The organism is Actinomyces massiliensis 4401292, assembly GCF_000269805.1.
Classification (GTDB): domain Bacteria; phylum Actinomycetota; class Actinomycetes; order Actinomycetales; family Actinomycetaceae; genus Actinomyces; species Actinomyces massiliensis.
Genome location: NZ_JH711481.1, coordinates 872,181 through 897,432, shown reverse-complemented (window position 1 = coordinate 897,432; position 25,252 = coordinate 872,181). Strand labels below are relative to the sequence as shown.

Genomic DNA, 25,252 nt, shown 5'->3' with positions numbered 1-25,252 from the left:
GGGTGGGCGGAGGATCAGACGGCGCTGGTGGCGCTGGGCGCCCAGGCCTCGCCGCGGGCGGTCAGCGACAACCCGGCGAGCACGCCGTCGGGGCTCACATCCACGACGACCTCCTGACCGTCCAGGACCTCGCCGGCCAGGATCATGCGGGCCAGCTCGTCGCCGATCTCGCGCTGAACCAGGCGACGCAGCGGACGGGCGCCATAGGCGGGGTCGTAGCCCTCGTCGGCGAGCCAGGTGCGGGCCTCGTCGGTGACCGACAGGGTGAGCCGGTGGCCCGCCAGGCGGTCCTGCATCTTGGCCAGCTGGATATCGACGATCCGAGCCAGCTCCTCCTTGGTCAGCGGGTCGAAGACGAGGGTGTCATCGAGCCGGTTGAGGAATTCGGGCTTGAAGGAGGCGCGAACCTGCGCCATGACCTCCTTGCGCTTCTCCTCCGGGCTCAGCAGCGGATCGGTGAGGAACTGGCTGCCCAGATTGGAGGTCAGCACGAGGATGACGTTGCGGAAGTCCACCGTGCGGCCCTGGCCGTCGGTGAGGCGGCCGTCGTCGAGCACCTGCAGGAGGATGTCGAAGACCTCGGGGTTGGCCTTCTCGACCTCATCGAGCAGCACCACCGAGTAGGGGCGGCGCCGCACGGCCTCGGTGAGCTGGCCGCCCTCCTCGTAGCCGACATACCCGGGAGGGGCGCCCACCAGGCGGGCCACGGAGTGCTTCTCGGAGTACTCCGACATGTCGATGCGCACAATGGCGCGCTCGTCATCGAACAGGAAGTCCGCCAGGGCCTTGGCCAGCTCGGTCTTGCCCACGCCGGTGGGGCCGAGGAACAGGAAGGATCCGGTGGGGCGGTCCGGGTCGGACACCCCGGCGCGCGAGCGGCGCACGGCGTCGGCCACGGCGGCCACGGCGGCGGCCTGCCCGATGAGGCGCTCGCCGATGACGTCCTCCATCTCCAGAAGCTTCTTCTGCTCGCCGGCCATGAGCTTGCCCACGGGGATTCCGGTCCAGGAGGAGATGACCTCGGCGATCTCGGTGGGGCCGACCTTCTCGGCGATCATGGGCTCGGGTGCGGGACCGTTGTCGCGCTCGACGCCGTCGGGACCGATGACGGCCGCATCGGCCGCGGCCTGAGCGGCCTCCATGTCGCGGATCTGGGTCTCCAGTGCGGGCATCTCGCCGTAGCGCAGGCGCCCGGCCTCCTCGAAGTTGCCCTCGCGCTCGGCCAGGTCGGCCCTGGTGCGCAGCTCGTCGAGGGCGGCGCGCAGCTCACCGACCTTGTTGTGACCGGCCTTCTCGGCCTCCCACCGGGCGTTGAGAGCGGTCAGGCGCTCGGAGGCGTCGGCCAGCTCGGCGCGCAGGCGCTCGAGGCGATCGACGGCGGCCGGGTCGGCGGAGGAGCCCTCCTCCTCAATGGAGTCGGCGAGGTAGGACTCCTCCATGCGCATGCGGTCGACGCGGCGCTGGAGCTCGTCGATCTCGACGGGGCTGGAGTCCAGCTCCATGCGCAGGCGGGACGCCGCCTCATCGATGAGGTCGATGGCCTTGTCGGGCAGCTGACGGCCGGTGATGTAGCGGTCGGACAGGGAGGCCGCGGCCACGAGCGCGCCGTCGGAGACGGTGACCTGGTGGTGGGCCTCGTACTTGGGGGCGATGCCGCGCAGGATGGCGACGGTGTCGGCCACCGAGGGCTCGCCGACGAAGACCTGCTGGAAACGGCGCTCCAGGGCGGGATCCTTCTCGATGTTCTCGCGGTACTCGTCCAGCGTGGTGGCGCCGACCAGCCTCAGCTCACCGCGGGCGAGCATGGGCTTGAGCATATTGCCGGCGTCCATGGCCCCTTCGGAGCCGCCCCCGGCGCCGACCACGGTGTGGAGCTCGTCGATGAAGGTGATGACCTCGCCGTCGGAGTCCTTGATCTCCTTCAGAACGGCCTTGAGGCGCTCCTCGAACTCGCCGCGGTACTTGGCGCCGGCGACCATGCCCGCCAGGTCCAGGGCGATCAGGCGCTTGCCGCGCAGGGACTCGGGCACGTCGCCCGCCACGATGCGCTGGGCCAGGCCCTCGACGACGGCGGTCTTGCCGACGCCGGGCTCGCCGATGAGCACCGGGTTGTTCTTGGTGCGACGGCTCAGGACCTGGACGACGCGACGGATCTCGGCGTCGCGGCCGATGACCGGATCGAGCTGACCGGCGCGGGCGGCCTCGGTGAGGTCGGTGCCGTACTTCTCCAAGGACTTGTAGGTGCCCTCGGGGTTGGGCGAGGTGACGCGAGCGCCACCGCGAACCTTGGGCAGGGCGTCGCGCAGCGCTTCGGCAGTGGCGCTGTTGTCGGCCAGGATGCGCGCGGCGGCGTCCGAGGAGGGGTTGCCCGCGGCAATGCCGATGAGCAGGTGCTCGGTGGAGATGTACTCGTCACCGAGTCTCTTGGCCTCGTTGGAAGCGGCCTCGAGAGCCGCGAGCAGGCCGCGGGAGGGCTGCGGCTGGCTCACCGAGCTGCCGGAGGACGCCGGAAGCTGGGTCAGGGCGCGGCGCGTTGCGGCGCCGATGGTCTGGAGAGCGCCGGCGTCGGGATTGACGGCGGCGAGCAGGCCGACGGCGACGCCGTCCTCCTGACCGAGGAGCTCGGCGAGCAGGTGAAGCGTGTCGATCTGGGGGTTGCCGGCCGCGGCTGCGGCCTGCATGGCTCCGGAGATGGCCTCCTGCGAGCGGGTGGTGTAGTTCGTGTCCATATGGGATCTCCTTGATTGTCGTTCAGACGGACCGGGCTCCGGCGGGTGATCGGGGCTCCGCCCCTCCGGCTGCGCCGATGCGCGCCCGGCGGTCGAATTCCCATTCACGGATTGATGAACCCGCAGGCCCTGGTGTCTCCAGCCCGTACAACCTCACCAAGATTGAGCGTATTCCACTCAACTTAATGGAACCCGAACTTCTTGAGTGGCGAGCGCCATGCGGGTGACTTCAACGTCGGGCATGGGCGCCGGATCACCCCCTTGACACGAGGCGACGAGCAGACCATATCGATAAACGATATGTTGACGTCGAAGCTCTCGGCGAGGAGGGCACCATGACAGCCACCGGGACCACGACACCAAACGAGACCGAAGGCGCCGCAGCGCCACCGGCGAGCACCGGACGGCGAACACGAGCGGCGGTGCGACGGCGGCAATGGCGGGCGTTTCGAAAGCGGTGGAAGCGGTGGGAGCGGTGGACCGACTCGCCCACGATCGGCTTCGGAAGCCTCGTGACGGCCTCGGTCATCACCGCCCTGCTGTGGCTGACAACCTGCTACCCGCTGCTCAGCGTCCTCGAGGACCTTCTGCGCGGACACGGCCTGCTCGTCCTATTCGCCGATCTGCCGAGCACCTCGCAACCCGCACTCCCCGACGGCATCGATCGAGTTGCCGCCCTCGCCCCCGAGATCGACACCTCCACCTCCTCGCAGACCTACGGCGATCTCACCGCCCTGTCCCCCACCACCCAGCTGCTCATGGGCGCACTCATCACAGCCCAGGTCAGTCTGATCGCAGTCTGCGGAGGCCTGTTCATCCATCTACTGGCGGCCATCCGCCCGGACCGGGCCGACTGGTGGAGGCTGCTGATGACGCGCGGCAAGCGCCTCCTCGCAACCGGGGCGGCCGCGTACGGATTGTCGATCGCCTTGGCGATCATCACCGACTGGATCGCCAACGAGTCGATCTACCCCGCGGACGCCTCTGCGGAGCGCCACTGGTTCATCACCCTGCCGACCAAGAGCCCCGACCCGTTCCTGGCAGGGCTGCTCGTCCTCATCGTGCTGTCCCATGTGCTGAGCGCGCTCAGCCGCACCCGCGAGCGCGCCGGCGAGCTCACCGCCGAGAACGCCGAGCTGCGCGCGGAGACCGAGGGACTGGTATGACCGCCGTCGAGGAGCGTCGGACCGCAGCCGGCGGAAGCGCGAGAGGACGAATCGGGGACAAAGAGGAGCCGCGCATCGTGTGCCATCTCGACCGGCTCCTGGAGACGCGCGGCATGACGCTCGTCGAGCTGTCCGAGCAGGTCGGAGTGACCGCCGTGAACCTGTCCGTGCTCAAGAACGGGCGCGCCAAGGCGATCCGCTTCAGCACTCTGGTGGCCGTGTGCGGGGCTCTGGGATGCGGCGTCGGCGACCTGCTGGAGATCGCATCCGGGGCGGCCGACTGACGAGCGAGCCGGGCGCCTCGACTTCGCCCACTGAGAATCACTGAGGGCCACTTCCGCCGGGGACTTCCCCCCAATACCGCTTCAAGTATCGTCGCGTACTGTACGACTCCTTAACCTCTGCGACTTCAGGAGACGATCATGAAGACCTTCCACCGCGCGACCGCTCTCGTCGCCACTGCACTTCTGGCCACATCTCTCGCAGCATGCTCACACAGCAATCCCTCGAATGATAAGGAAAGCGCCTCGGCACAAGCGACGGACTCGGCGAGCACGGGTAAGGCCACGCAGGGCGACCAGCAGACGACCGTAGCCGCGCAGCCGGCGCCCGACGGCTACCAAACGGTCACAGCCCCCACGACCAATCTCTCCTTCGCCGTCCCCGGAGACTGGGAGGTGCTGACCGGCGATGATCTCAAGGACGACCAGAAGATCGAGGAAATCGCCAACAAGTCGGGCAATGACCCCGACCAGATACGCCAGTTGCTCTCGGGGCTAGAGCTGCAGGCCATGGCCACGCAGCCCGATGACAACAATTTCGCCGAGAACACGAACGTCGCTCCCGTACAGGGAGTCACCGCCCTGCCGACCGAGGACGTCATGGCACAGCAGATCAAATTGCAGGGCGGCACACCCGGCGAATACTCCACCTCCCAGACCTCGCTCGGAGAGGTCGCCATCCTGACCTACACGCTCTCCACTCAGGCCGGCGAGGGGCAGGGCGCCGTCATCGCAGCCCCGACGAAGAACGGCGGCTGGGCAGCCATCACGGTGATGACAATGGACGCCTCTCGCACTCAGGAGCTGACCGAAACCATCACATCCACGCTGTCCTGACGCCCTGACGCCCGGACACCGGAGACGTCAACGGCAGCCCGCTCAAGAAGTCCCCGGATTGGCGCGGGCCGGTGAACCGGCCCGCGCCAATCCGGGGACTTCTCCCCAGCACCGGTCCAAGGATTGTCGCGTACTGTACGAGTCCCTCCCTCTGCGACGTCAGGAGACGATCATGAAGACCTTCCACCGCGCGACCGCCGTCGTCGCAGCAGCACTCCTGTCCGCCTCACTGACGGCATGCTCCCTGATCCGCATCCAGAACAGCTCCTCCGATCAGGAGACCTCCTCAGCGCAGGAAACCGACTCAACGGACACGCAGAGCACCGCCCCGACGGCAGGGTCCGGCAAGGACGCGCCCGACGGCTACCAGACAGTCACAACCCCCTCGTCGATGATCTCCTTCGCCGTTCCCGAGAACTGGCAGGTGTTCAGCGGAGACGATCAGAACATCCCCCTGCCCACCGGCACGCAGGACCCTGACGGCCAGGGGAGCCAGTCGTTGCCGGCCATCGAGCTGGCTGCAGCCGCCCCCAAGACGAACGACGGAGTCCCCGAGCACCTGTTCGCCATACCCGTGGAGCAGATCGCCTTCCTGCCGACCGAGGACATGATGTCCTCACTGATCAAGGCGCGGGGCGGCACACCCGGCGAATACTCCACCTCTGAGACCGAACTCGGGGAGGCCGCCGTCATGACCTTCACCTCGACCATTCAGGGAACCACGATGCAGAGCGCCGCCATCGTCACACCGGACAGCGGTGGCGGCTGGACGAGCCTCACGCTGTCCACCTCAGACGCCTCCCGCACCCGGGAGCTGACCGACGTCATCATGTCCACCCTGTCCTCCTGACAGGGCGCTCTCCAGGGCGCCCTCCCCCAGTGGAGGACGACGGCGGGCCGTATTCGCCACCGCTCTCCTCAACAGCACCTCGAGCGGCCCGCGAGTGCGCCCGGAACGCTCGAGCACGACGCAGAACGCCGCCAGCGCCACCCAGACCAGAACAGCGACACCGACTCCAATCGCCGCCTCCGTCGCCTCGACATCCAGGCTCGACAGAATCAAGAAGGTTCCGAGGAACAGAACGGACTGGCCCACATACGCGGTCATGGATCGCCTCCCCACGGCGGCCAGCACCCAGCGCGCGCCACGGAGCGGCTCCGGGCGGCCCGGCCCCGCCCATGTGGCCAGCAGGCACAGCCACCCGAAGGCACCCGCTATGCCGGACAGGGAGTAGACGGCGATCGCGGCGCCCCCGAGGTGCAGCGGAAGCGACCCGTGCATGAGCATGAGCAGGGGTACCGCCCCTACGGCTCCGACAAGTATCCCCGCGACTCCACCGCCCAGGAGCCGACCGCGATGCCGATCCGGATGCGACAGGAGGTCGGAGTCGGCCAAACGCGCACCGATAAGGACGCAGACGACCGCGTAGGAGGTGAAGAGGAAGACCACTGTCCCGACCGGCCACCGTGTCAGATTGCTCAATGGATACCATGCGCTGAACGTTGAGCGCACGCCCTCCCTGCTGAGCATGTCAACCCCCGAGCCGCTCGCACTCTCGAGGGATATTCCCACCTTGACTGCGGTCCACACGCCGAGCAGTGCCGTGACACCGCCGACGACGCTCATCCAGGTCTTTCTGCGATGCACGAGCACGCCCGCCAGCAGCACGGCGATGAGCCCATAGGACCCGATGACGTCGCCGTTGAAGATCACGCTGTGCACCGCGCCGAACAGAAGCATCCACAATCCCCGACGGCGCACCAGGCGCCGGGCATCGGCCGTGGCGTCGGCACGCACGGCCTCCTCCCATGTCGCACGCGCTGCGGGGTCGGCGAGCACGGCTCTCAGGGCCGGTTCCCGGTCGGCCCGTTCGGCCGCCCTGCTCACGTCGGCCTCAATGCGCCGCGAGGCCATGGTCATGATCCCGAAGCCGAACAGCATGGCGAACAATGGGTAGGCGCGGTTCTCGACCAAACAGGCCCGCACCACCTCCACTACGCGATCGACCGCCGACTGCTCGGCAGGCGCGGGCAGGTAAATGAGCCAGTTCTGTGACACGTTCGCCAGGGCGATCAGCAGGAGCATGAAACCGCGCGCCACATCCGGCGCCGGATGGCGCACCGACCTCGCACCGGTGAAGGAGCTGGCGCTGGCCAGCTCAGGAGGAACAGGGGTTGCAGCACGCGAGGGAAAAGCCATGAGGCAATCGTGATCGAATTCATATGGGAGTGCCTCGTTCATTGGGACGGCGCCCCTGTCATCCGCTGGGACGGCGCCCCTGCGATCCAAGTCCTCCTCCGGTCGGATGCGGACGGCGTGCTCACCGGTGAAGGACCGACGAACTGACGAGCCGACGAGCGCAATACGAGCAGCCTTGCGCGACATGCACCAATATGCATCAATTCGTGATTCGCGGGATTCGCAGCGTCCGCAACCGCATGCCATGCTGGGGCGGAACCGGTGCCGGGAGATACCGCGCACCACGACGAAAGGAAACCCTCATGGGAATTGGTGACCTGACGAGCAAGGCCGGCGAAGCCCTCGGCTCCGACAAGGCCGAGGCCGTGACCGATCAGGCTCTCGACAAGGCCGCCGACGCCGCCAAGAAAGCGACCGGGGGCAAATTCGATTCCCAGGTCGAGACCGCACGCGACGCCGCCGACTCCAAACTCGGCAACGCCTGAGCCCGGGAGAGCACAAGAGCGAACCGGCTGCGCGATCCCGCTGGGTCAAGCCTGTCGAGATAGACATTTTCGAACGAGATCGACGGTGGCACCGTCGATCTCGTTCGAAAATGTCTGTTTGGACGAGAATGCTTCCATGACCGTCCCGAGAACCAATGACGACGCCGCTCAACCCGACCTGCCGCCCGTGCCCTCCTGGCTCGACGAGATCGAGGGCGAGCGCGCACTCGCCTGGGTCGCCGAGCACAACGCCGCCACCCGCATGGTCGTCGATGGGAGCCAGCGCTTCGAGACCCTGCGGACTCAGATCGAGGCGATTCTCGACTCGCCCGATCGCATTCCCGGCGTCGGGCAGGCGGACGGCCTGCTCTACAACTTCTGGACCGACGCCGATCACCCGCGCGGGCTGTGGCGCCGCACCACATGGGACTCCTATCTCGCAGGCGCTCCCGGCCGGGCGGGCGCCGACGCGGCTGCTCAAACCGACGCGACTGCCGCCGAGGACGGCACGCAGTGGGAGGTGCTGCTCGACCTCGACGCGCTCGGCAAGGCCGAGGGCGTCACCTGGGTGTGGCACGGCGCCCGGGTCCTGCGCACCGGCCCGCTGGCCGGCAGGCGCGCCCTCGTGGCTCTGTCCGACGGCGGCTCGGACGCCGATGTCACCCGTGAGCTGGACCTCGATACCGGGCGCTTCATCCCACCCGCCGAAGGCGGTTTCCACCGCGAGTCCTCCAAGGGATCGCTGTCATGGGCGGACGACGAGGGCAGTTCGGTACTGGCGATCGCCGACCTCGGCGAGGGCTCGCTGTCCCCCGCCGGATATCCGCGCCAGATCAGGCGGCTGCGGCGCGGCCAGTCTCTGTCCGAGGGGGAGGTCCTGCTCACCGCCGCAGCCGACGATGACGGCGCCTGGGCGCACCGCGACCGCTGGGGTCGCACCTGGCTGCTCACGCGCCCCGACTTCTACACCGAAGAGCTGTGGCTACTGCCCGACGGCGCTCAGACGCTTCCGGCATCGTCGGGGCCGAGCGCCTTGGCGGATGCCGGCACGACGGTGGCGCCAGGGGCCGTGCACATCGACGTGCCCGCCTCCGCCGAGGTCACCGCAGCCTGGGACTGGCTCCTGGTCAGTCTGCGCGAGGACTGGGAGATCGCGGGCGCCGTTCACACGGCCGGCTCGCTGCTGGCCGCACCTCTGGATGACTTCCTGGCCGGCGAGCGCGCCTTCGAGACTCTGTTCGCCCCGACGCCGTCGGCCTGCTTGATCGGCTTCACCGTGACCGCCCGCCATCTGGTCCTGACCATGCTCGACGACTGCGTGACCGCCCTGGAGGTGCTCACGCCTCCGCGAACCGGCGCGAGCCGATGGGCTCGCCGCCCGCTGGATCTGAGCGTGCTCGCCGAATCGGAGTCCGACACCGGGAGCGTCTGCGACCCTACCGCCACCGCCGCGCTCGAGGATCCGAGCGCTCTGCGCCCTGGCCGCCCCTTGATCGAGGTCAGCGCCACCGCCGTCGATGGGCGCGAGGGCGACCGGCTATGGCTGACGACGTCGTCCTTCACTCGACCCACCACCCTCATGACGGGTGCGCTCCAGGCCGACGGCGCACTGACCGACGTCGAGGTGCTGCGCGCCGCCCCGGAGCGCTTCGACGCGACCGGCATAGAAGCCAGCCAGCACGTGGCGGTGAGCGCGGACGGGACGCGTGTGCCCTATTTCCAGGTCGGGCGCCCGGCCGTGGACGCCGAGGGGCGAGCCGTGCCGGGGCCGACGATTCTGTACGGCTATGGGGGCTTCGAGGTGCCGCTGGGGATCGGCTATCTGTCGGTGATCGGCAAGGCGTGGCTGGAGCAGGGCGGCACCTACGTGATCGCGAATATCCGCGGGGGCGGGGAGTACGGGCCCGCCTGGCACCGCGCCGGGCTGAAGGAGCATCGGCACCGCGTCTACGAGGACTTCGCGGCGGTCGCCCGGTCGCTGAGTGAGCGGGGCGTGACCGCGCCAGGGCGGCTGGCCGTGCACGGGGGCTCCAACGGCGGTCTGCTCGTGGGCAACATGCTCGCCCAGTACCCGGACCTGATCGGGGCGGTGGTGTGCGAAGTGCCGTTGCTGGACATGAGCCGTTACACCCACCTGTTGGCGGGCGCTTCTTGGAAGGCCGAGTACGGCGACCCCGACGACCCGGCCCAATGGGAGTTCATCCGGTCCTTCTCCCCCTTCCACCTGTTGGAGGAGGGGCGCGACTACCCGCCGGTGCTTCTGGTGACCTCGACCCGGGACGACCGCGTCCATCCGGCGCATGCGCGCACCATGGCTCATCGACTGGAGAGCCTGGGGCAGGCGGTGACGTACTTCGAGAACTCCGAGGGCGGGCACGGCCGGGCTTCGACCAATGCGCAGCGGGCCTTCATGAGCGCCCTGACCTACGACTTCGCCCGGCGAGTCCTGAGCTGATCGCGCCCCTCCCTCCCCTTCGCCGAGATCGGTCGAACTCCGGCTCGAGATCGGTTCACGTCCGCGCCGAGATCGGTTCACGTCCGCACCGGGATACCGACCTCAATACGTTCGCAGGTCGGCGCGCATGGCAGCGAATCGATTGGTCACGAAACCGGTCTGCTCGTACATTCCCCGCCCCGCCTCCGTCGCCATGAGTTCGGCTCGACCGATACCCGTCGAGACGGCCCATCTCATCACCGCCTCGAAAGCCCGCTTGCCATATCCATGACCGCGATGAGCAGGGAAAGTGCACACGTTGCTGACCAGCACATCACGGCCGTCGGGAACCTCGGGCGACGGCGCGGCGTCACGAACCGCCCCCATCGCGCACGCCACGACATCCTGGCCCGCCTGCACGACGAAGATCCCGTATATCGGGTTCTTCACCCGTTCGGTGAACCATCGATGCGCATTGCTCCGCCATCGACCATCCGTCATCGCCGTCCCCGTGACACGGAACATCTCCGCGCGCAGCGCCACCAGGGCGCCGACGTCGAATACGGTCGCTCGTCTGACAACAACAGCATCATTCACACTCACGAACCTACCGTCGGCCTCAAGAGGACTAGAAGAGCAGAACTCTCCGCTGAGGTCGAACTGCGCGAGCCATCCGAATATGCCGAGCAGTCGGGCCCATTGCCGACGACGAGCGTCCGACGGCGCGTCATCGGGGCCGGCGAACCGGCTGAACCGATCTCGACGCGAGTTGCGACCGATCTCGAGCCGGAACCGGACCGATCTCGGCGCGGAGTACTACCGATCTCGGCGCGGAGTACTACCGATCTCGGCGGGAGAACAAGAAGCACAGGAGCCGTCGGGCACATACCCCTGATACATGTGCCCGACGGCTCGCTGTGCTCTACAACCTCCTTTCTACTCGGTGAAACTCCGCGGCCCCCATCATGTGGGTACCTGGACCGAACCGCGGAGACCGGACGTCTCTTCTTCCCGACTTCCCGGCCCTACTGGGCGTTGAGGGCCGCCGTCGGGGGCGTACGGGCCGCCCGCACCGCCGGGTACAGACCCGCCACCGCCCCGATAAGGATCGTGACCCCCAGACCCGCCGCAATGACGAGCGGCGGCAGGGCGAAGGGCCAGTCGTTGATTGCGGCCGCCCCGGCGGTCACCCCGATTCCCAGGACGCAGCCCAATGCACCACCCAGTCCCGCCAGAAGCAGCGCCTCAGCGAGGAACTGGACGAGGATGTGGCTGCGCATGGCCCCCAGGGCGCGCCTCAGCCCGATCTCACGGCGCCGCTCCAGCACCGAGATGATCATGGTGTTGGCCACTCCGATCCCGCCCACGACCAGGGCGATCGAGCCGACTCCCGTCAATAGGCTGGTGAAGGCCTTGTCCGCGGCGTTCTTGGCCGCCAGCGCGTCCGAGGGCCTCGAGATCTTGACGGCCCCGGGCGACTGCGGCAGGACCGTGGGACCCAGGAGGCTCCTCACCCTCTCGACGGCGCTATCGGCGCTGCGCTCGTAGATCGTCGTCGGGTTGCCCGCGTAGTCGAACAGCTGCTTGGCCACCGACGCCCCGATGAGCGCCGCGTTATCGAGCTCGGGGGCCAGCACCGAGGGCTGAAGGATCCCGACCACGGTGAAGGAGGTCCCGCCGAGCCACACCTGAGTTCCCGGTTCCACCACGCCCAGTCGCCGGGCGGCGGCCGCTCCGAGCACGGTTGCCGGATACGAGGACGTGGCCTGATTGAGCCAGGATCCCGTGCTCACCTCGCCGGCGACGACGTCGAGCAGGTTCTCATCGGCCACGAGAGTAGAGATGCCGCCGGTCGCCTCCTTGTCGCTCAGGTAGCTGCGGTAGACGGAGACCTTGACCAGCGAGGTCGAGCTCGACTGCTGGACGCCGTCGATCGTGCCGACCCGTCCGACGGCGTCGTCGGGGAACTTGACCTCTGTGCCGGTCAGGTCGGAGCCCGGGGTGAGAGTGAGCATGTTGGTGCCCAGGGATTCGAGCTGAGCAGTGAGCTGGGCCCGGCTCGACGTGGACACGCCGACCACCGCGATCATGGCCGCGATGCCGATGGCGATGCCCAGGGCGGACAGGAAGGCTCGCATGGGCCGGGCGCGCAGGCCCGTCCCGGCCAGGCGCAGGACGTCGGTCGGGCGCAGGTGCGAGCGTCCCGGGCGCATCGTCGTCGAGCTCATGCGGCCTCCTCCGTCGTGCCGATCGCGGAGTCGGAGACGATCTTCCCGTCCCGAATGGCGACGCGCCGCGGCAGCTCGGCCGCCAGGTCGTTGTCGTGGGTGATGACGACGACCGTCGTGCCCTGCTCGTGCAGCTCGTGAAGGAGCTCGACGATCGAGGCCCCGGAGACCGAATCGAGGTTGCCGGTCGGCTCGTCCGCCAGGAGCAGGGGCGGATCCCCGACGACGGCGCGGGCGATGGCGACGCGCTGACGCTCTCCGCCGGAGAGCTGGTGCGGGCGATGACGCAGACGGCGCTCGAGCCCCACGCGGCGCAGGGCCGCCTCGGCGCGCCTGCGCCGCTCGGCACGCGGCACTCCCAGATAGAGCAGGCCGTCGGCGACGTTGTCGATCGCCGTCATGCCGTCCGACAGATGGAACTGCTGGAAGACGAAGCCGATGCGTCGTGCGCGCACGGCTGACAGCTCCGGGTCCGTCAGGCCGGCGACATCGAGACCGTCGATCTCGACGCGTCCCGAACTGGGCCGATCGAGGGTGCCGATGAGGTTGAGCAGAGTCGATTTGCCGGAGCCGGAGGGGCCGACGACGGCGACGAACTCGCCGCGGTCGATATCCAGGCTGATTCCGGCGCAGGCGGCGACGGGCGGCTCCCCATAGGTACGGTGAACGTCGCGCAGAGACAGGATGCGGCTCATCGCTGCGGCACCACCACGCGTTGTCCCTCTGCCAGGCCCTCGCCCGAGATCTCGACCCGACCGGCGGCGAAGAGCCCGGTGGTCACCGGAATCCTCGTCGTCGTGTTGTCGTCCTGGACCACCTCCACGCCGAACTGCTCCGGACTCAGGGCGACGAGCGCCCCCACGGGCACGGACAGGACGTTCTCGCGCTTCTCGCTGGGCAGGCCAACGGTGACCGAGACCTCCTGGAAGTCGGCGGTGACCGAGGCATCGTCGGGGACGATGGTCACGGGTATGACGCGCTCCTTCTCCTTGGAGTCGCCCGAACCGCTCTTCTCCGTGGGAGTGCCCACGGAGGAGATGGTGCCGGTGGTATCAACGGCACCGGGCAGGTGCAGAGTGACCTTATTGCCGACGACGCCGAGCTGCTGATCGGCGAGCTTGATGTTCACGTCCACCACCTGAGCGGTGGAGGTGACGTCGTAGAGATCGCCCTCGACGGCGGTCTTGTCGCCCACGCGGGACTTGATGGAGCCCACGCGCAGGTCATCCGGAGCGAAGACGATCCGCCCCAGGGGAATGGCCCCGGTCTGCTCGAGGCTCATGTCCTTCTGCCAGGCCCTGATGGCCCTGATGGTCCACCACCCGAAGGTGCCGTCCGGCTCGCGGGTGAAGTAGCCCAGGCCCTGCAGGGCGCTCTGGAGCTGCTGGATATCGCTGCCCTTGCTCATGCCGTCCTCGAAGGCGCGCCAGGCCGGGATGGATCCGTGCATGAGGTAGGAGGACTCGCCTCCGGCATCGTAGAGCCGATCACCGGCGTGAAGCACGGTGCCGGCCGCGGGCAACCAGGTGACCACGCCCTCGAAACCGGAGCGGAGCACATGGGAATCGGAGAAGCGCAGGGTGCCGGCGGCGCTCGTCTCGCCCTGGAGGGTGCCACGGGTGATCTCCTCGGTCGTGCCGGTGAAGGCCTCGGACTTGTCGTCACCCTTGTCGGCCCGGCCTGGCAGGATTCCCGTTGCCGCCGCCGTGCCCGCTCCCGCTCCGGCCAGAAGGAGGACGGCTCCGGCTCCGAGGAGCAGGCGACGGGTCGGGCGAGCAGGGCCCTTCTTCGGAGCCTCCACATCGGCCGGGCTATTCATGCCGTCCGTGCTGCCCGTGTCGCCGCCCTCGGTGGGGGACACGGGGTCATTCCCCGAACCGCGAGCCCGACGCCGGAGGCTCACTGATCCCCCTCGGAGGCCGAGGAGGGGGCGGCCGAAGCCGCGCATTTCTCGATGGCCTCCTGGGGAATCGTGCCCACGTCAATGGACAGGCCCTTGCCGGGCTCGGGATCCTTGACGTCGTAGCCCTCATTGCGCAGGCACTCGGCGAGAGCAATGCTCGACTGGAGGATCTCGGGGTCGTCGGGATTCTGGGTGCTGGCCCCGGGCGGCGGGCCGAGCTTCTTCTCGCAGTCCTCGACGGCGGTGTTGAAGGCGGCCGCGTCACCGCCCACGTCCTGAGTGCGGATGTCCTTACCCTCGTCGGAGTCGGACACGTTGAACCCAGCGTCGCGCAGACATTGGTTGAACTTGAGGGTGTAGTCCTCGGCGGAGCCGGTCGCACTGGCGGCGGAGGCATCGGCGGCGTCGGTTGACTTCCCGCCCCCGCACGCGGTGACCATGCCGAGTGCGCAGACCACGCTCGCCACTGCTGCAAGCATCCTCGTCCTGCCGTTCCTCATCGAAGTTCTCCTTAAAAGTTCCTTGGATTCCCGAGCCCTTGAGCTCTTGCACGGCCGATCTCCCGATATCCGGGGCGGCCGGCCAATCGCCCCCGGTCCTTCCGGGGCCGGGCACAATCTCAGCGGAGCCGGCGTTGCAAGAGCCTTTAGAAAAATCCTTATGCGGGTTTTAACCCCCTCTCCCCTATCGTTGGCGCGTGGGCGGCCGCCGGCGGGCGCCCTGGAAGGGGCCGTGAGAGCGGCTGGGAAATGCAGAAGGCTGCAGAAAGCGGAAACCCGGGAGGTCGATGACGTGCGCGTACTGGTGGTCGAGGACGAGTCCTATCTCGCCGATGCGATAGCCGTGGGGCTGCGTCGCGAGACGATGGCGGTGGACGTCGTGGGGGACGGCGCCGAAGCGCTGGCCCAGGTGGAGATCGCCGACTACGACGTCGTCGTTCTGGACCGGGACCTGCCCGGCGTCCACGGCGACGAGGTCTGCAACCGCCTGGCCCGCGAGCACCCGGAGGTGCGCGTCCTCATGCTCACCGCGGCCCGCTCCCTGCGTGAACGCGTCGAAGGCTTCGAACTCGGGGCGGATGACTACCTCGTCAAGCCCTTCGAGTTCCCTGAGCTCGTGGTCCGGCTGCGCGCTCTGGAGCGGCGCAGTCAGCCGGCGCGCGGCCCCGTCCTGGAATCCCGCGGAGTGCGGCTGGATCCCTTCCGCCGGGAGGTCTCGCGCGACGGGCACTTCGTGCGTCTGAGCCCCAAGGAGTTCGCCGTCCTGCAGCTGCTCATGGAGGCCGACGGCGGGGTTCTCAGCGCCGAGACGATCCTGGAGAAGGCCTGGGACGCGAACGCGGACCCTTTCTCGAACACGATGCGGGTGACGATCTCCCATCTGCGCAAGCGCCTCGGTCAGCCCTGGGTCATCCAGACCGTCCCCGGCGCCGGATACCGCTTCGGGGACTGAGATGCCGCGGCCCACCTCCAGCAGCCCGCCCGCATCACCGGCGGCGCAGAGTCCCAGGTCCCGCAGGCTGACCATTCGGGCTCGGCTCACCCTGACCTACGCGGGTCTGGTGACCGGATCGGGCGCCGTCCTCATCGCCCTGGTCTACCTGTACATGAGCCGCTTCCAGGTGGCCATTCCCGAGGAGACGACGGGCATCGACGGGGACGACGGCGACATCTACCTGCAGATCACCCTCATGTCCGAGTTCCTCAACCGAATGCTCGCGATCTCCCTGGGAGTGCTCGCCCTGCTGGCTCTGCTGTCCGGTGCGGTCGGCTGGGTGGTGGCCGGCCGCATGCTCGCCCCGCTGTCGACTATGAACGAGGCCGCCAGACAGGCCGCCTCCGGCGACCTCAGCCGGCGCCTGGCGCTGACGGGCCCCCGCGACGAGATCCGCGACCTGGCCAACACCTACGATCACATGCTCGATTCCCTGGAATCCTCCCTGGCCACCTACCGCCGCTTCGCGGCGAACGCCTCGCATGAACTGCGCACGCCGCTGGCGACGGCCCGGACGATGATCGACGTAACCCTGGCCGATCCCAATGCCTCCGCGGAGCAACTGCGGTCCCTGGCGGAGCGGCTGCGAGAGACCAACCAGGCGAACGTCGAGACCGTCGATGCCCTGCTCGACCTGGCGGAGGCCCAATCGGGGGACATCTACCGGGAGGAGGTGGATCTGGCCGACGTGGTGGCAACGGTGCTGGCCCAGCTCGCCCCGGAGGCCACAGAGCGGAGGGTGACCCTGCCCGAGGCCCCCGGCGATGTCGCCGTCCTGGAGGGGGACCCGGTGCTGCTCCGCCAGGCCGTCTCCAACCTGCTGCGCAACGCGGTGCGGCACAACGTCCCGGATGGCGGCGTCGAGATCGAGCTGGCTTACGCGGGCGACCGGGTGCGGCTGCGGCTGTCCAACGACGGCTCGCCCATCCCCGAGGAACGGCTGGAGTCCCTGCGCGAGCCCTTCGTCCGCGGAGCCGGCCGGGGGCGAACCCGCGGAGACGGGCACGGCCTGGGCCTGGCCATCGTCTCCGCGGTCGCAGCCGCTCACGGCGGTGCTCTGGAGCTGTCCGCGAACTCCTCGGGCGGCCTGACCGCGGTCCTCGATCTGCCCGTGCGCGCCGGCACCGACGACGCCCTTGAGCCGCACGAGGATGCTCCCGGCGCCTGAAGAACGACGTTGGGCCGGCCCTCCCGAGGAGAGCCGGCCCAACGCGCAGTGCGGCGCTCAGTATCGGAGGGTTCTCTATCGGAGGGTTCTCGGGAGCGTCCTCACGATCCCTCAGCGCGCATTCATGCGTCGCTCGACTGCGCGATAGCGCAGGAGACGGACCGCACCGACCATGGTCACCCCCAGGCCCACTACTCCGGACACCACGACAGTCAGCATGAGGACTTGGAACAAGGGCAGGCGAGCGGGCTTGAGGGGCGGGCCGATGATGACGTCGTCGGTCCCTCCCGGACAGGTCACCGTGAAGGTTCCCGTCCCGGGAGCGTCGAAGGAGCCGTAGGGCAGTTCTTCGGTCAGCGGTGTCAGGGAGACAGTGCTGCCGTCCGAGCCGGTGACGGTGCAGTCGGTTGTCGATTTGCCGGATGTTGAGGTGTACAGGGCGGAGGTGGAGCCCTGCTCCAGGTACACCGTGCCGGCATTGCCCAGCGGGGCGCCCGGTCCGCTGGCGCTGTCGAAAACGATGGAGAGGGCCGTGAAAGTGAGAACCAGGGGCACCACGAGCATCAGCACCAGGCCGATGACCGACATGCGCCAAGGACGCCGCACCGTGCGGGGGCGCGTGCCGAAACCTGTGCCGAACCCCGCGTATCCCGTGTAGCCCAGGGCGGCGCTCTCGCTCACAGGCGGCAGGGGGTCCGCCAGCCGGACGGCACTGCCTCCCGACGCCCGCACGAAGGGATCCGATTCTGAGCCCTCTTTGTTCTCTCTGCCCTCTTTCTTGCGGCCTTCTCGAGCTTCATCAGCCGATGCCCCGTATGACGACGCCCGGGACTCGGACGACCAGTCGGAGTTCGGGGGCGGCTCCGCAGGAGACTGGACCCTCTGCTCGTACAGATAGGCCTCCAGCTCCTCGGGGCTCAAGCGCTTGCCGTAGCGGGGCTCGCCGTCTTCGGTTTCGTAGCGCGCCACGCGAGCCTCAGAACTGGCGGCCGCCCGTCGGGCCACCGCTCTTCGCCGCGATCTCGAGCACGACACGCATCCCCAGAATCTCGAGGCAGACCCAGGGGGCGTTCACCAAGAGATAAATGAGGAACCTGCCGAAATCGAAGTCAGGACCGGAGATAGAAAAAGATGTTGCGCCCGCGTTGTAGGCCCCGTAGAGCCACGACAGGGCGAAGCCGATGGTGCCCACGATCATGACAATGGTGCCGTACTTGGAGGCGAAGGTGCGGGTGACGTCGAACAGGTTGGTGAAGAGCGAGTCACCGCCCGGAACCGGGCCGGGCTGCTGGGGCGCTGCACCCACCGGGGCGTACTGAGGGTTCTGCGGGGCGGCGAACTGCTGCGGGTTGTAGGTGCCCGGGGCCGACGGCGCAGAGGCGGGAGGGATGTAAGGCTGTCCGGGATTGGGAGGCTGTGTCATGACGAACTTCCTTAGTGTTGGGAGTACTCGACCACTATAGTCACGGGCCGACAGGCGCCGGGCAACGGATCACGTTCTGGTTTCGGCCGGGTACGGCTCACATGCGGCGCAGGACGATGGCGCTGCCCGGAGGAGTCGCCTTCCGTCCCTGGCCGAACGCACCGGCGGTCGGCGCCTCCGCACGCTGAGCTGCACGGCCCTGGACCACCCGACCGCTACGGGCGGGCACGACCTGGACCTCGCCGTCGGCGGCAGCGGCGAACACGCGCTCGGCAGCAGCCTGACGCAGTCGCAGGGCGCGGTTCTCGCGCTCAAGGTCTTCCAGACGACGCTCGAGCTCGAGGATACGCCGAATCCCCTCGAGGTTGACACCGTCCTGGCTCAGCGCCTGGACGCGCCGCAGCTGCTCGACGTCGCGGTGGGAGTAGCGCCGGCCCTGCCCGGAGGTGCGGGCGGGGCTGACCAACCCGAGGCGGTCGTACTGGCGCAGCGTCTGCGGATGCATGCCGGCCAGCTCGGCGGCCACCGAGATGACGTAGACGGCGCGCTCGGCGGCGTCGTCGGCCAGGAAGTCGACGCCCTGACCGGCACGACCAGCGCGACCAGCCCGACTAGCCCGGTGCCTCGGGCTCACGCCGACGCCTCTTGGGCCAGCGAGGCGCGAGGATCGGACTCCATAGCGCTGTCGAAGGCCTCGAGAGCCTCCTTGGCGGCGCGCGAGAGCTTTCGGGGCACGGCCACCTGCACGGTGACGAGTAGATCGCCGGTCTTCTTGGAGGTGGCGATCCCCTTGCCGCGCACCCGCATCACCGTGCCCGAGGAGGTGCACGGCTTGATCTTGATGCGCGTGGTCGTCCCGTCCAGGAGCGGCACCTCGACGGTCGCGCCCAGCGCCGCCTCCTTGAGAGTGACGGGCAGGTCCATGCGCAGGTTGGCGCCGTCGATGGAGTAGACGGGGTGCTTGTCAACGGTGATGGTGACGACCATGTCGCCGGACTCACCGCCATTGCGACCGGGGCGCCCCTTTCCACGCAGGCGGATCTTCTGACCGCTGTGCACGCCCGCGGGAATGCGCACCGTCATGGTCCGCCCGTCGGCGACCAACTCGACGGTGGTGCCGGCCACGGCGTCGCGCAGCGACAGGGTCGCGCTGGTGACGACATCGGGGCCCTTAATGGGCTCTGGCTGGGAGCCGAAGCCCCCGAAGCCGAAGGGGCTGCGGGCTCGTCTCCCGCCGTACCCCCCGGCACCGCCGCCGGCGGCACCGAACTGGCGCAGGAGCTCATCGATGTCGGGCTCGGCGCCGCCCGAGGTGGAGAAGCGGACGTTGCCGCCCCCGCCGCCGAACATCGAGGAGAAGATGTCCTCGAAGCCGGCGCCGCCGCCGTCGGCGCCGGGGGTGAAACGGGCCCCGCCGCCGGCCATTGAGCGGATGGCGTCGTACTGCTCGCGCTCCTTGGAGTCGGACAGGACCGCGTAGGCCTCCCCGATCTCCTTGAACTTCTCGGCCGCGGCGGCGTCATCGGGGTTGCGATCCGGGTGGTACTTCTTGGCTAGGTTTCTGTATGCCTTCTTGATGGCTGCGGAGTCGGCGTCCTTGGCGACGCCGAGGACCGCGTAGAAGTCCTTGGTCATCCAGTCCTGGCTGGCCATGGGTCACCTCCTCCTTGTCTGGGTGGTGGTCGTGATATCTGTCTTTCGTGCGAATGCGGATGCTGGACGGGGCGATCCCCGATGCCTCCGGCGTCGGACCGATCTCGGCGCGGAAGTGGACCGATCTCGGCGCGGGTTGCGACCGATCTCGGTGCGGAACTCGACCGATCTCGGCGTTGAGGCCCGCCCCGGGAGCCCTGGCGTCCGGGAGCCCGAGGCCGCTGAATCGGCCGGGGCCGCCGGATCAGCCGGGGCCGCCGGATCAGGCGGGGTTGGCGACCTGGACGCGGGCGGCGCGAACGATCCGCTCGCCGAGCCGGTAGCCGGGCTGGAGAACCATCGCGATGGACGGCTCGTCGACCTCGTCCGACTCGGTGGCCATGAGGGCCTCATGAATCGTCGGGTCGAAGGTCTCACCCGCCTCGCCGAAGCGCACCAGACCGAACTTGTCGGCCAGAACCGTCTCGAGCTTGCCCGCGGTGGTCTCGAAGGTGCCGGTGAGGTCCCCGTGCTGGCGGGCCAGCTCGATCTCGTCGAGGACCGGAATGAGGGCCTCGACAACAGCCGCCTGCCCGGTCTCGCGGTGCCCGGCGGCACTCTCGCGGGAGCGGCGCACGAACCCCTGGTACTCCTGCTGGAGGTTGTAGAGGTCCGCGCGGGCACGAGCCAGGTCGTCGGCCGCCTGCGCCGCCTCGGCGCGAGCCCGCTCGAGCTCTGACGGCTCAGAAGATTCCGACTCGGGGGACCCGGCAGCCTCAGCCTCCCCGGCCTTCTCAGCCTTCTCAGAGCCGCCGGCCTCCCCGGCCGCCCCCGCAGGAGCGACCGGGTTGCCAGACTCGTCCAGCACGACGCCGTCGAAGGCGGACTCGACGGCATCCGCCAGGGCGGGGTCGACTCGCTCGTCGTCCCCGCCGTCCTCGCGGCCGGTGCCCTCGGGGCTCACTTGGAGTCCTCGTCGTCGATGATCTCGGCATCGACGATGTCATCGTCCTCGGCCGGGGCCTCGGAGGAGGCGCCCGCGGAGGACTGAGCCTGCTGAGTCTGCTGCTCGGCCTGCTCGTGCTGGTAGAGGGCCTCGCCGATCTTCTGGGCGACCTCGTTCAGCTTCTCCTGAGCGGTCTTGACCGGCTCGATGTCCTCGCCCTCGAGCGCCTTCTTGAGCCCGTCAACGGCGCCGGAGACCTCCGAGTGGACGGACTCGGGCAGCTTGTCCTTGTTGTCCTTCAGGAGCTTCTCGACGGAGTAGGCCTGCTGCTCGGCGGAGTTGCGGGTCTCGGCGTCCTCGCGGCGCTTCTTGTCCTCCTCGGCGTGGGCCTCGGCCTCCTTGACCATGCGGTCGATGTCCTCCTTGGGGAGGGCCGAGCCGCCGGAGATGGTCATGGACTGCTCCTTGCCGGTACCGCGGTCCTTGGCGGAGACGTGGACGATGCCGTTGGCGTCGATGTCGAAGGAGACCTCGATCTGCGGAATTCCGCGCGGGGCCGGGGCGATGCCAGTCAGCTCGAAGGTGCCCAGCGGCTTGTTGTCGCGGGCGAACTCGCGCTCGCCCTGGTAGACCTGGATGAGCACGGAGGACTGGTTGTCCTCGGCGGTGGAGAAGACCTCGCTCCGCTTGGTCGGGATGGCCGTGTTGCGCTCGATGAGCTTGGTCATGACGCCGCCCTTGGTCTCGATGCCGAGGGACAGGGGGGTGACGTCGATGAGCAGGACATCCTTGCGGTCGCCCTGGATGACGCCGGCCTGGAGGGCGGCGCCGATGGCGACGACCTCGTCGGGGTTGACGCCCTTGTTGGGCTCCTTGCCGGTCAGCTCGCGCACGACCTCGGAGACGGCGGGCATGCGGGTGGAGCCGCCCACCAAGATGACGTGGTCGATGTCGGAGACCTTGACCCCGGCGTCCTTGATGACGTTGTGGAAGGGGACCTTGGTGCGCTCCAGGAGGTCGGCGGTCATCTCCTCGAAGTGGGAGCGGGTGAGCTTCTCGTCGAGGTGGATCGGGCCGGCCTCGCTCATGGACAGGTACTGCAGGTTGATGTTGGTGCTCGTCGCGGAGGAGAGCTCCTTCTTGGCCTGCTCGGCGGCGTCCTTGAGGCGCTGCATGGCGATCTTGTCCTTGGACAGGTCGACGCCGTTCTTGTCCTTGACCTGCTTGACGAGCCAGTCGACGATGCGGGCGTCCCAGTCGTCGCCGCCCAGGCGGTTGTCGCCGTTGGTGGCGCGCACCTGGATGGTGGAGAAGCCGTCGTCGTCCTTGCCGACCTCCAGGAGGGAGACGTCGAAGGTGCCGCCGCCCAGGTCGAAGACGAGGATGAGCTCGTCCTCCTTGCCCTTGTCCAGGCCGTAGGCGAGGGCCGCGGCGGTGGGCTCGTTGACGATGCGGTCCACGGTCAGGCCCGCGATGGTGCCGGCCTCCTTGGTGGCCTGGCGCTCGGCGTCATTGAAGTAGGCGGGGACGGTGATGACCGCATTGGTGACGGACTCGCCGAGGTAGGACTCGGCGTCGGTTTTGAGCTTGGCCAGGATGCGGGCGCTGATCTCCTGGGCGGTGTACTTCTTACCGTCGATCTCGACGGACCAGTCGGTGCCCATGTGGCGCTTGACCGAGGAGATGGTGCGGTCGACGTTGGTGACGGCCTGGCGCTTGGCCACCTCGCCGACGAGGACCTCGCCGGACTTGGAGAAGGCGACGACGGAGGGGGTGGTGCGACCGCCCTCGGCGTTGGGGATGATGGTGGGCTCGCCGCCCTCGAGGACGGCGATGGCGGAGTTGGTGGTACCGAGGTCGATACCGACGGCGCGTGCCATGTAGAGCTCCTTAACTGCTCCTAGCGGAGCGATGGTCGAGGTTGAGTGGTATGCACTCAGGATTGTGGTTGAGCTGAACCTTGTCAACTTCGCGAGCCGCAATCTTGAGTCTGGTGAGCTCAACCTCGGAGGGTTCTCATCTATTCCGAAGACGCACGGGTGACGTGCAGCACGCACCTTCGCGCTCGCTTCCGGCAAAATGCCGTACACTCTACCCTTATCCCATGACTGCAACGACTACGACGCGGCTGGAGCTCCGATTGCCCGCCCAGGAGAAAGCGGACATCGAGGAGGCCGCGCGCCTCTCGGGGCGCACCGTGACCGAGTACGTCCGCACCGCCGCCCGAGATGCCGCCCTCACCGACCTGGCCCGCTCAGTCATCGTTTCCGCGGAGACCTTCGACGCCCTTCTGGCCGCCCTCGACTCACCTCCCGCCCCTAATCCGGCGATGGATCGCGCACACCTGCGAGCAGCCGAGCTGGGACTGTGACGACCCCTCCCTCTGGCGAGCCGCCCGAGCAGTTGTCGGTCCGCCCATTGAGAGCGGACGACGACGCCTCGTCCTTCTCCTGCGGCTACGCAACGCTGGATACCTGGCTGCACAAGCACGCCTGGAACTCCCAGCGACGGCGCACAGCCGCCACGCAAGTGCTGCTCGCCGATACTGCCGAACCAGCCGGCCACTCCCCGATCCTGGGTTACTACTCACTGGCCTCGACCTCCATCACCACCGATGAGCTGCCCCGCCGTCTGAGCCGCGGCCAGATCGCCGTCCTGCCCGCCATCCTTCTGGCGCGATTGGCAGTGGATCAGCGATTGCACGGGCGAGGAGTCGGCGGAGCTCTGCTCTCGCATGCGGTCCGCACCGCGGATCATGCGGGGCGCGTCGTCGCCGCCAGACTCCTGGTCGTGGACGCCATCGACGATCAGGCGGCCTCCTTCTACCAGCACCACGGATTCATCCCTTTGAGCCGCGGCCACAGCCGCCGGCGGTTGGCGGCCGTCATCTCGCACCTCATATGAATCCATGCGCTCGCGCCCATGGGCGCCTCAGGAGACCGCCCGTGCAGGCCGAGGGCGGCCAGCGCATTGGCGATCACGCCGATCACCACGATGACGACGCCGAAGGCCGCACCACTGGCCTCCCCGCTCAAGCCCACCAGGGGGCTGACCAGGCCACCCACGACGAACTGGAGGAATCCGAGCAGCGCACTGCCCGTCCCGGCCCAACGGCCGGTGCGGTCCAGGGCGAGCGCCGGCACGTTGCCCAGCGACAGACCGAGGCAGGCCACATGCGCGAGGAAGAGTGCAGTGACCACGACGAGCAGCACCGTCCGCTCCCCGCCTTCGACGGGCGCGCGCAACCGCGTCAGGCAGACCGCGGCGAAGACGACGTCGACGGCGAGGACTGCGGCCAGCCCGACGCGCACCTGCCGGACCTGCGGGAAGCGGCGCACCATGGAGGCCGCTGCCGCCATCGTCGCCGTGACGGTGGCACCGCACAGGCCGAAGACGGCGGTGTAGGTCACCGTCCCCATGCCCAGGACGTTGCGCAGGATGAAGGGAGCGGCGGACAGGTAGGCCATGAGCAGGCCGAAGGTGAGGGCGTTGATGACCAGGAGCCGCATGAGCACGTGGTCTCGCGCCAGCTCGCGCGTGCCGTCGAGGAGGATTCTCAGGCCGCCGTCGTGCCGCCGCTCGGACGGCAGGGACTCGGGAACCCAGAAGATGACCATGAGGACGAGCAGGCCCGTGAAAGCGGCGACGACGCCGAGGATCCCGCGCCACCCGATCAGCTCCACGAGAACGCCGCCGAGGATCGGGGCCACCACGGGGGCGATGCCTTGGATCGCCATGACGACGCTGAGCGCCCGGGCCGCGGTGATACCGCGGGAGCGGTCGGAGATGACGGCGCGCCCCAGGACCATGCCGGCGGCACCGCCGAGCCCCTGGAAGAAGCGGGCCACGAGCAGGAAGGGGAGGCTGGGCGCCAGGGCCGAGCAGATGCTGGCGGCCAGGGCGAGCACACTGCCCCACAGGAGGAGGGGCCTGCGGCCGAACCGGTCGGACAGGACGCCGATGCCGAGCTGCCCGAGCGCAATGCCCACCAGGAAGGTCGTCATCGTCAGCTGGACGCTGGAGGCGGAGACGCCCAGGTCGTCGGCCATCTGGCCGAAGGCCGGCAGGTAGGCATCGGTGGCCAGAGGCGCGACAGCGGCGAGCGCGGCGAGGGCCAGGAGGATCGTCGCCGGGAAAGCGGTTCTCAGCCCGCCGTCGGACGGCGCGGCCGGATCAGGGTTGTTCATGCGCCTAGCCCACCACAGTCACGAGCGCGTGGACCACGAGCACGCTCAGCAGGGCCGCGCACATGTGAGGTCGGGGCAGCGGCAGCCAGACCCTCACCAGACAGAGCACCATTCTGGTAGTGTCGCTCATCCGGACAAT

The 25,252-nt window shown here is 68.6% G+C and carries 26 protein-coding genes; 11 read left to right on the top strand and 15 right to left on the bottom strand.

Annotation, left to right across the window (positions count from 1 at the left end; translation table 11 throughout):
• Positions 1 to 14: 14 nt before the first annotated feature.
• A complete protein-coding gene (locus tag W5W_RS0103795) occupies positions 15 to 2,729 on the bottom strand; it encodes an ATP-dependent Clp protease ATP-binding subunit (protein ID WP_017194408.1) in 2,715 nt (904 codons plus the stop codon).
• A gap of 335 nt (positions 2,730 to 3,064) precedes the next feature.
• Here W5W_RS0103795 and W5W_RS0103790 point away from each other — a divergent pair, with 335 nt between their 5' ends.
• The 4 genes from W5W_RS0103790 (at position 3,065) to W5W_RS0103775 (ending at position 5,863) form a co-directional block, all read left to right on the top strand.
• The gene (locus tag W5W_RS0103790) at positions 3,065 to 3,895 is read left to right on the top strand and encodes a hypothetical protein (RefSeq protein ID WP_154650234.1); all 831 of its coding nucleotides are present in this window, start codon (positions 3,065 to 3,067) and stop codon (positions 3,893 to 3,895) included.
• A gap of 50 nt (positions 3,896 to 3,945) precedes the next feature.
• Complete coding sequence (locus tag W5W_RS16610; protein WP_029574059.1) at positions 3,946 to 4,179, top strand: helix-turn-helix domain-containing protein; 234 nt, start codon at positions 3,946 to 3,948, stop codon at positions 4,177 to 4,179.
• A 138-nt stretch (positions 4,180 to 4,317) separates the two neighbouring features.
• Entirely contained in the window at positions 4,318 to 5,013 is a 696-nt protein-coding gene (locus W5W_RS0103780) for a hypothetical protein (RefSeq protein ID WP_017194405.1), read from the top strand.
• A 172-nt stretch (positions 5,014 to 5,185) separates the two neighbouring features.
• On the top strand, positions 5,186 to 5,863 hold the full coding sequence (locus tag W5W_RS0103775; protein WP_017194404.1) for a hypothetical protein: 678 nt from the start codon (positions 5,186 to 5,188) through the stop codon (positions 5,861 to 5,863).
• On the opposite strand, the gene W5W_RS0103770 is transcribed toward W5W_RS0103775, so the two are convergent.
• Positions 5,804 to 7,213, bottom strand: coding sequence for a DUF418 domain-containing protein (locus W5W_RS0103770; RefSeq protein WP_017194403.1), 1,410 nt, complete (start codon positions 7,211 to 7,213; stop codon positions 5,804 to 5,806). The genes W5W_RS0103775 and W5W_RS0103770 overlap by 60 nt on opposite strands.
• A 9-nt stretch (positions 7,214 to 7,222) precedes the next feature.
• On the opposite strand from W5W_RS0103770, the gene W5W_RS16605 reads away from it, so the two are divergent.
• The 3 genes from W5W_RS16605 to W5W_RS0103760 all read left to right on the top strand — a co-directional run bounded on the left by W5W_RS16605 (position 7,223) and on the right by W5W_RS0103760 (position 10,153).
• Complete coding sequence (locus tag W5W_RS16605; protein WP_017194402.1) at positions 7,223 to 7,360, top strand: hypothetical protein; 138 nt, start codon at positions 7,223 to 7,225, stop codon at positions 7,358 to 7,360.
• A gap of 155 nt (positions 7,361 to 7,515) precedes the next feature.
• A complete protein-coding gene (locus W5W_RS0103765; RefSeq protein ID WP_008732529.1) occupies positions 7,516 to 7,698 on the top strand; it encodes an Rv0909 family putative TA system antitoxin in 183 nt (60 codons plus the stop codon).
• Positions 7,699 to 7,834: 136 nt separating this feature from the next.
• Positions 7,835 to 10,153, top strand: a complete 2,319-nt coding sequence (locus W5W_RS0103760) for a prolyl oligopeptidase family serine peptidase (protein WP_017194401.1) — start codon at positions 7,835 to 7,837, stop codon at positions 10,151 to 10,153.
• A 102-nt stretch (positions 10,154 to 10,255) separates the two neighbouring features.
• Here the strand turns inward: W5W_RS0103760 and W5W_RS0103755 are convergent, their stop codons facing one another.
• The 5 genes from W5W_RS0103755 to W5W_RS0103735 all read right to left on the bottom strand — a co-directional run bounded on the left by W5W_RS0103755 (position 10,256) and on the right by W5W_RS0103735 (position 14,763).
• Positions 10,256 to 10,735, bottom strand: coding sequence for a GNAT family N-acetyltransferase (locus W5W_RS0103755; RefSeq protein ID WP_029574057.1), 480 nt, complete (start codon positions 10,733 to 10,735; stop codon positions 10,256 to 10,258).
• 422 nt (positions 10,736 to 11,157) lie between these two features.
• Entirely contained in the window at positions 11,158 to 12,360 is a 1,203-nt protein-coding gene (locus tag W5W_RS0103750; RefSeq protein WP_008730178.1) for an ABC transporter permease, read from the bottom strand.
• Entirely contained in the window at positions 12,357 to 13,055 is a 699-nt protein-coding gene (locus W5W_RS0103745) for an ABC transporter ATP-binding protein (protein WP_008730190.1), read from the bottom strand. The genes W5W_RS0103750 and W5W_RS0103745 overlap by 4 nt, the downstream gene beginning before the upstream one ends.
• Positions 13,052 to 14,221, bottom strand: a complete 1,170-nt coding sequence (locus tag W5W_RS0103740; protein ID WP_154650233.1) for a peptidoglycan-binding protein — start codon at positions 14,219 to 14,221, stop codon at positions 13,052 to 13,054. Before W5W_RS0103740 ends, W5W_RS0103745 begins: the two co-directional genes overlap by 4 nt.
• 38 nt (positions 14,222 to 14,259) lie before the next feature.
• Complete coding sequence (locus tag W5W_RS0103735; protein WP_029574056.1) at positions 14,260 to 14,763, bottom strand: hypothetical protein; 504 nt, start codon at positions 14,761 to 14,763, stop codon at positions 14,260 to 14,262.
• Positions 14,764 to 15,055: 292 nt separating this feature from the next.
• Here W5W_RS0103735 and W5W_RS0103730 point away from each other — a divergent pair, with 292 nt between their 5' ends.
• Both W5W_RS0103730 and W5W_RS0103725 read left to right on the top strand, forming a co-directional pair.
• Positions 15,056 to 15,715, top strand: a complete 660-nt coding sequence (locus W5W_RS0103730; protein ID WP_017194397.1) for a response regulator transcription factor — start codon at positions 15,056 to 15,058, stop codon at positions 15,713 to 15,715.
• Between the two features lies 1 nt (position 15,716).
• Entirely contained in the window at positions 15,717 to 16,925 is a 1,209-nt protein-coding gene (locus W5W_RS0103725) for a sensor histidine kinase (protein ID WP_017194396.1), read from the top strand.
• Positions 16,926 to 17,036: 111 nt separating this feature from the next.
• Here the strand turns inward: W5W_RS0103725 and W5W_RS0103720 are convergent, their stop codons facing one another.
• The 6 genes from W5W_RS0103720 to dnaK all read right to left on the bottom strand — a co-directional run bounded on the left by W5W_RS0103720 (position 17,037) and on the right by dnaK (position 22,806).
• Positions 17,037 to 17,894: a hypothetical protein gene (locus W5W_RS0103720; RefSeq protein ID WP_017194395.1), complete on the bottom strand. Its 858-nt coding sequence runs from the start codon at positions 17,892 to 17,894 to the stop codon at positions 17,037 to 17,039.
• 7 nt (positions 17,895 to 17,901) lie between these two features.
• Entirely contained in the window at positions 17,902 to 18,348 is a 447-nt protein-coding gene (locus W5W_RS0103715; protein WP_017194394.1) for a hypothetical protein, read from the bottom strand.
• 97 nt (positions 18,349 to 18,445) lie between these two features.
• Positions 18,446 to 18,982 carry a heat shock protein transcriptional repressor HspR gene (locus tag W5W_RS0103710; RefSeq protein WP_017194393.1) on the bottom strand — a complete coding sequence of 179 codons (537 nt, stop codon included), beginning with the start codon at positions 18,980 to 18,982 and terminating at the stop codon, positions 18,446 to 18,448.
• On the bottom strand, positions 18,979 to 20,001 hold the full coding sequence (locus W5W_RS0103705; RefSeq protein ID WP_017194392.1) for a DnaJ C-terminal domain-containing protein: 1,023 nt from the start codon (positions 19,999 to 20,001) through the stop codon (positions 18,979 to 18,981). Before W5W_RS0103705 ends, W5W_RS0103710 begins: the two co-directional genes overlap by 4 nt.
• A gap of 262 nt (positions 20,002 to 20,263) precedes the next feature.
• Positions 20,264 to 20,944, bottom strand: a complete 681-nt coding sequence (locus tag W5W_RS0103700; RefSeq protein ID WP_008730145.1) for a nucleotide exchange factor GrpE — start codon at positions 20,942 to 20,944, stop codon at positions 20,264 to 20,266.
• Positions 20,941 to 22,806, bottom strand: coding sequence for a molecular chaperone DnaK (gene dnaK / locus W5W_RS0103695; protein WP_017194391.1), 1,866 nt, complete (start codon positions 22,804 to 22,806; stop codon positions 20,941 to 20,943). Before dnaK ends, W5W_RS0103700 begins: the two co-directional genes overlap by 4 nt.
• Before the next feature lie 224 nt (positions 22,807 to 23,030).
• Between dnaK and W5W_RS0103690 the strand changes: the two genes are divergently transcribed.
• Together W5W_RS0103690 and W5W_RS15565 are read left to right on the top strand one after the other, a co-directional pair.
• Positions 23,031 to 23,297 (top strand): type II toxin-antitoxin system TacA family antitoxin, encoded by a 267-nt coding sequence (locus W5W_RS0103690; protein ID WP_232611513.1) that lies wholly within the window; start codon positions 23,031 to 23,033, stop codon positions 23,295 to 23,297.
• Positions 23,294 to 23,830, top strand: coding sequence for a GNAT family N-acetyltransferase (locus W5W_RS15565; protein ID WP_008730170.1), 537 nt, complete (start codon positions 23,294 to 23,296; stop codon positions 23,828 to 23,830). The genes W5W_RS0103690 and W5W_RS15565 overlap by 4 nt, the downstream gene beginning before the upstream one ends.
• Here W5W_RS15565 and W5W_RS0103680 read toward each other — a convergent pair.
• Positions 23,749 to 25,113: a multidrug effflux MFS transporter gene (locus W5W_RS0103680; protein ID WP_017194389.1), complete on the bottom strand. Its 1,365-nt coding sequence runs from the start codon at positions 25,111 to 25,113 to the stop codon at positions 23,749 to 23,751. The two genes, W5W_RS15565 and W5W_RS0103680, sit on opposite strands and share 82 nt — an antisense overlap.
• A 4-nt stretch (positions 25,114 to 25,117) precedes the next feature.
• Positions 25,118 to 25,243, bottom strand: coding sequence for a hypothetical protein (locus W5W_RS16790; protein WP_269771068.1), 126 nt, complete (start codon positions 25,241 to 25,243; stop codon positions 25,118 to 25,120).
• Positions 25,244 to 25,252 lie beyond the last annotated feature (9 nt).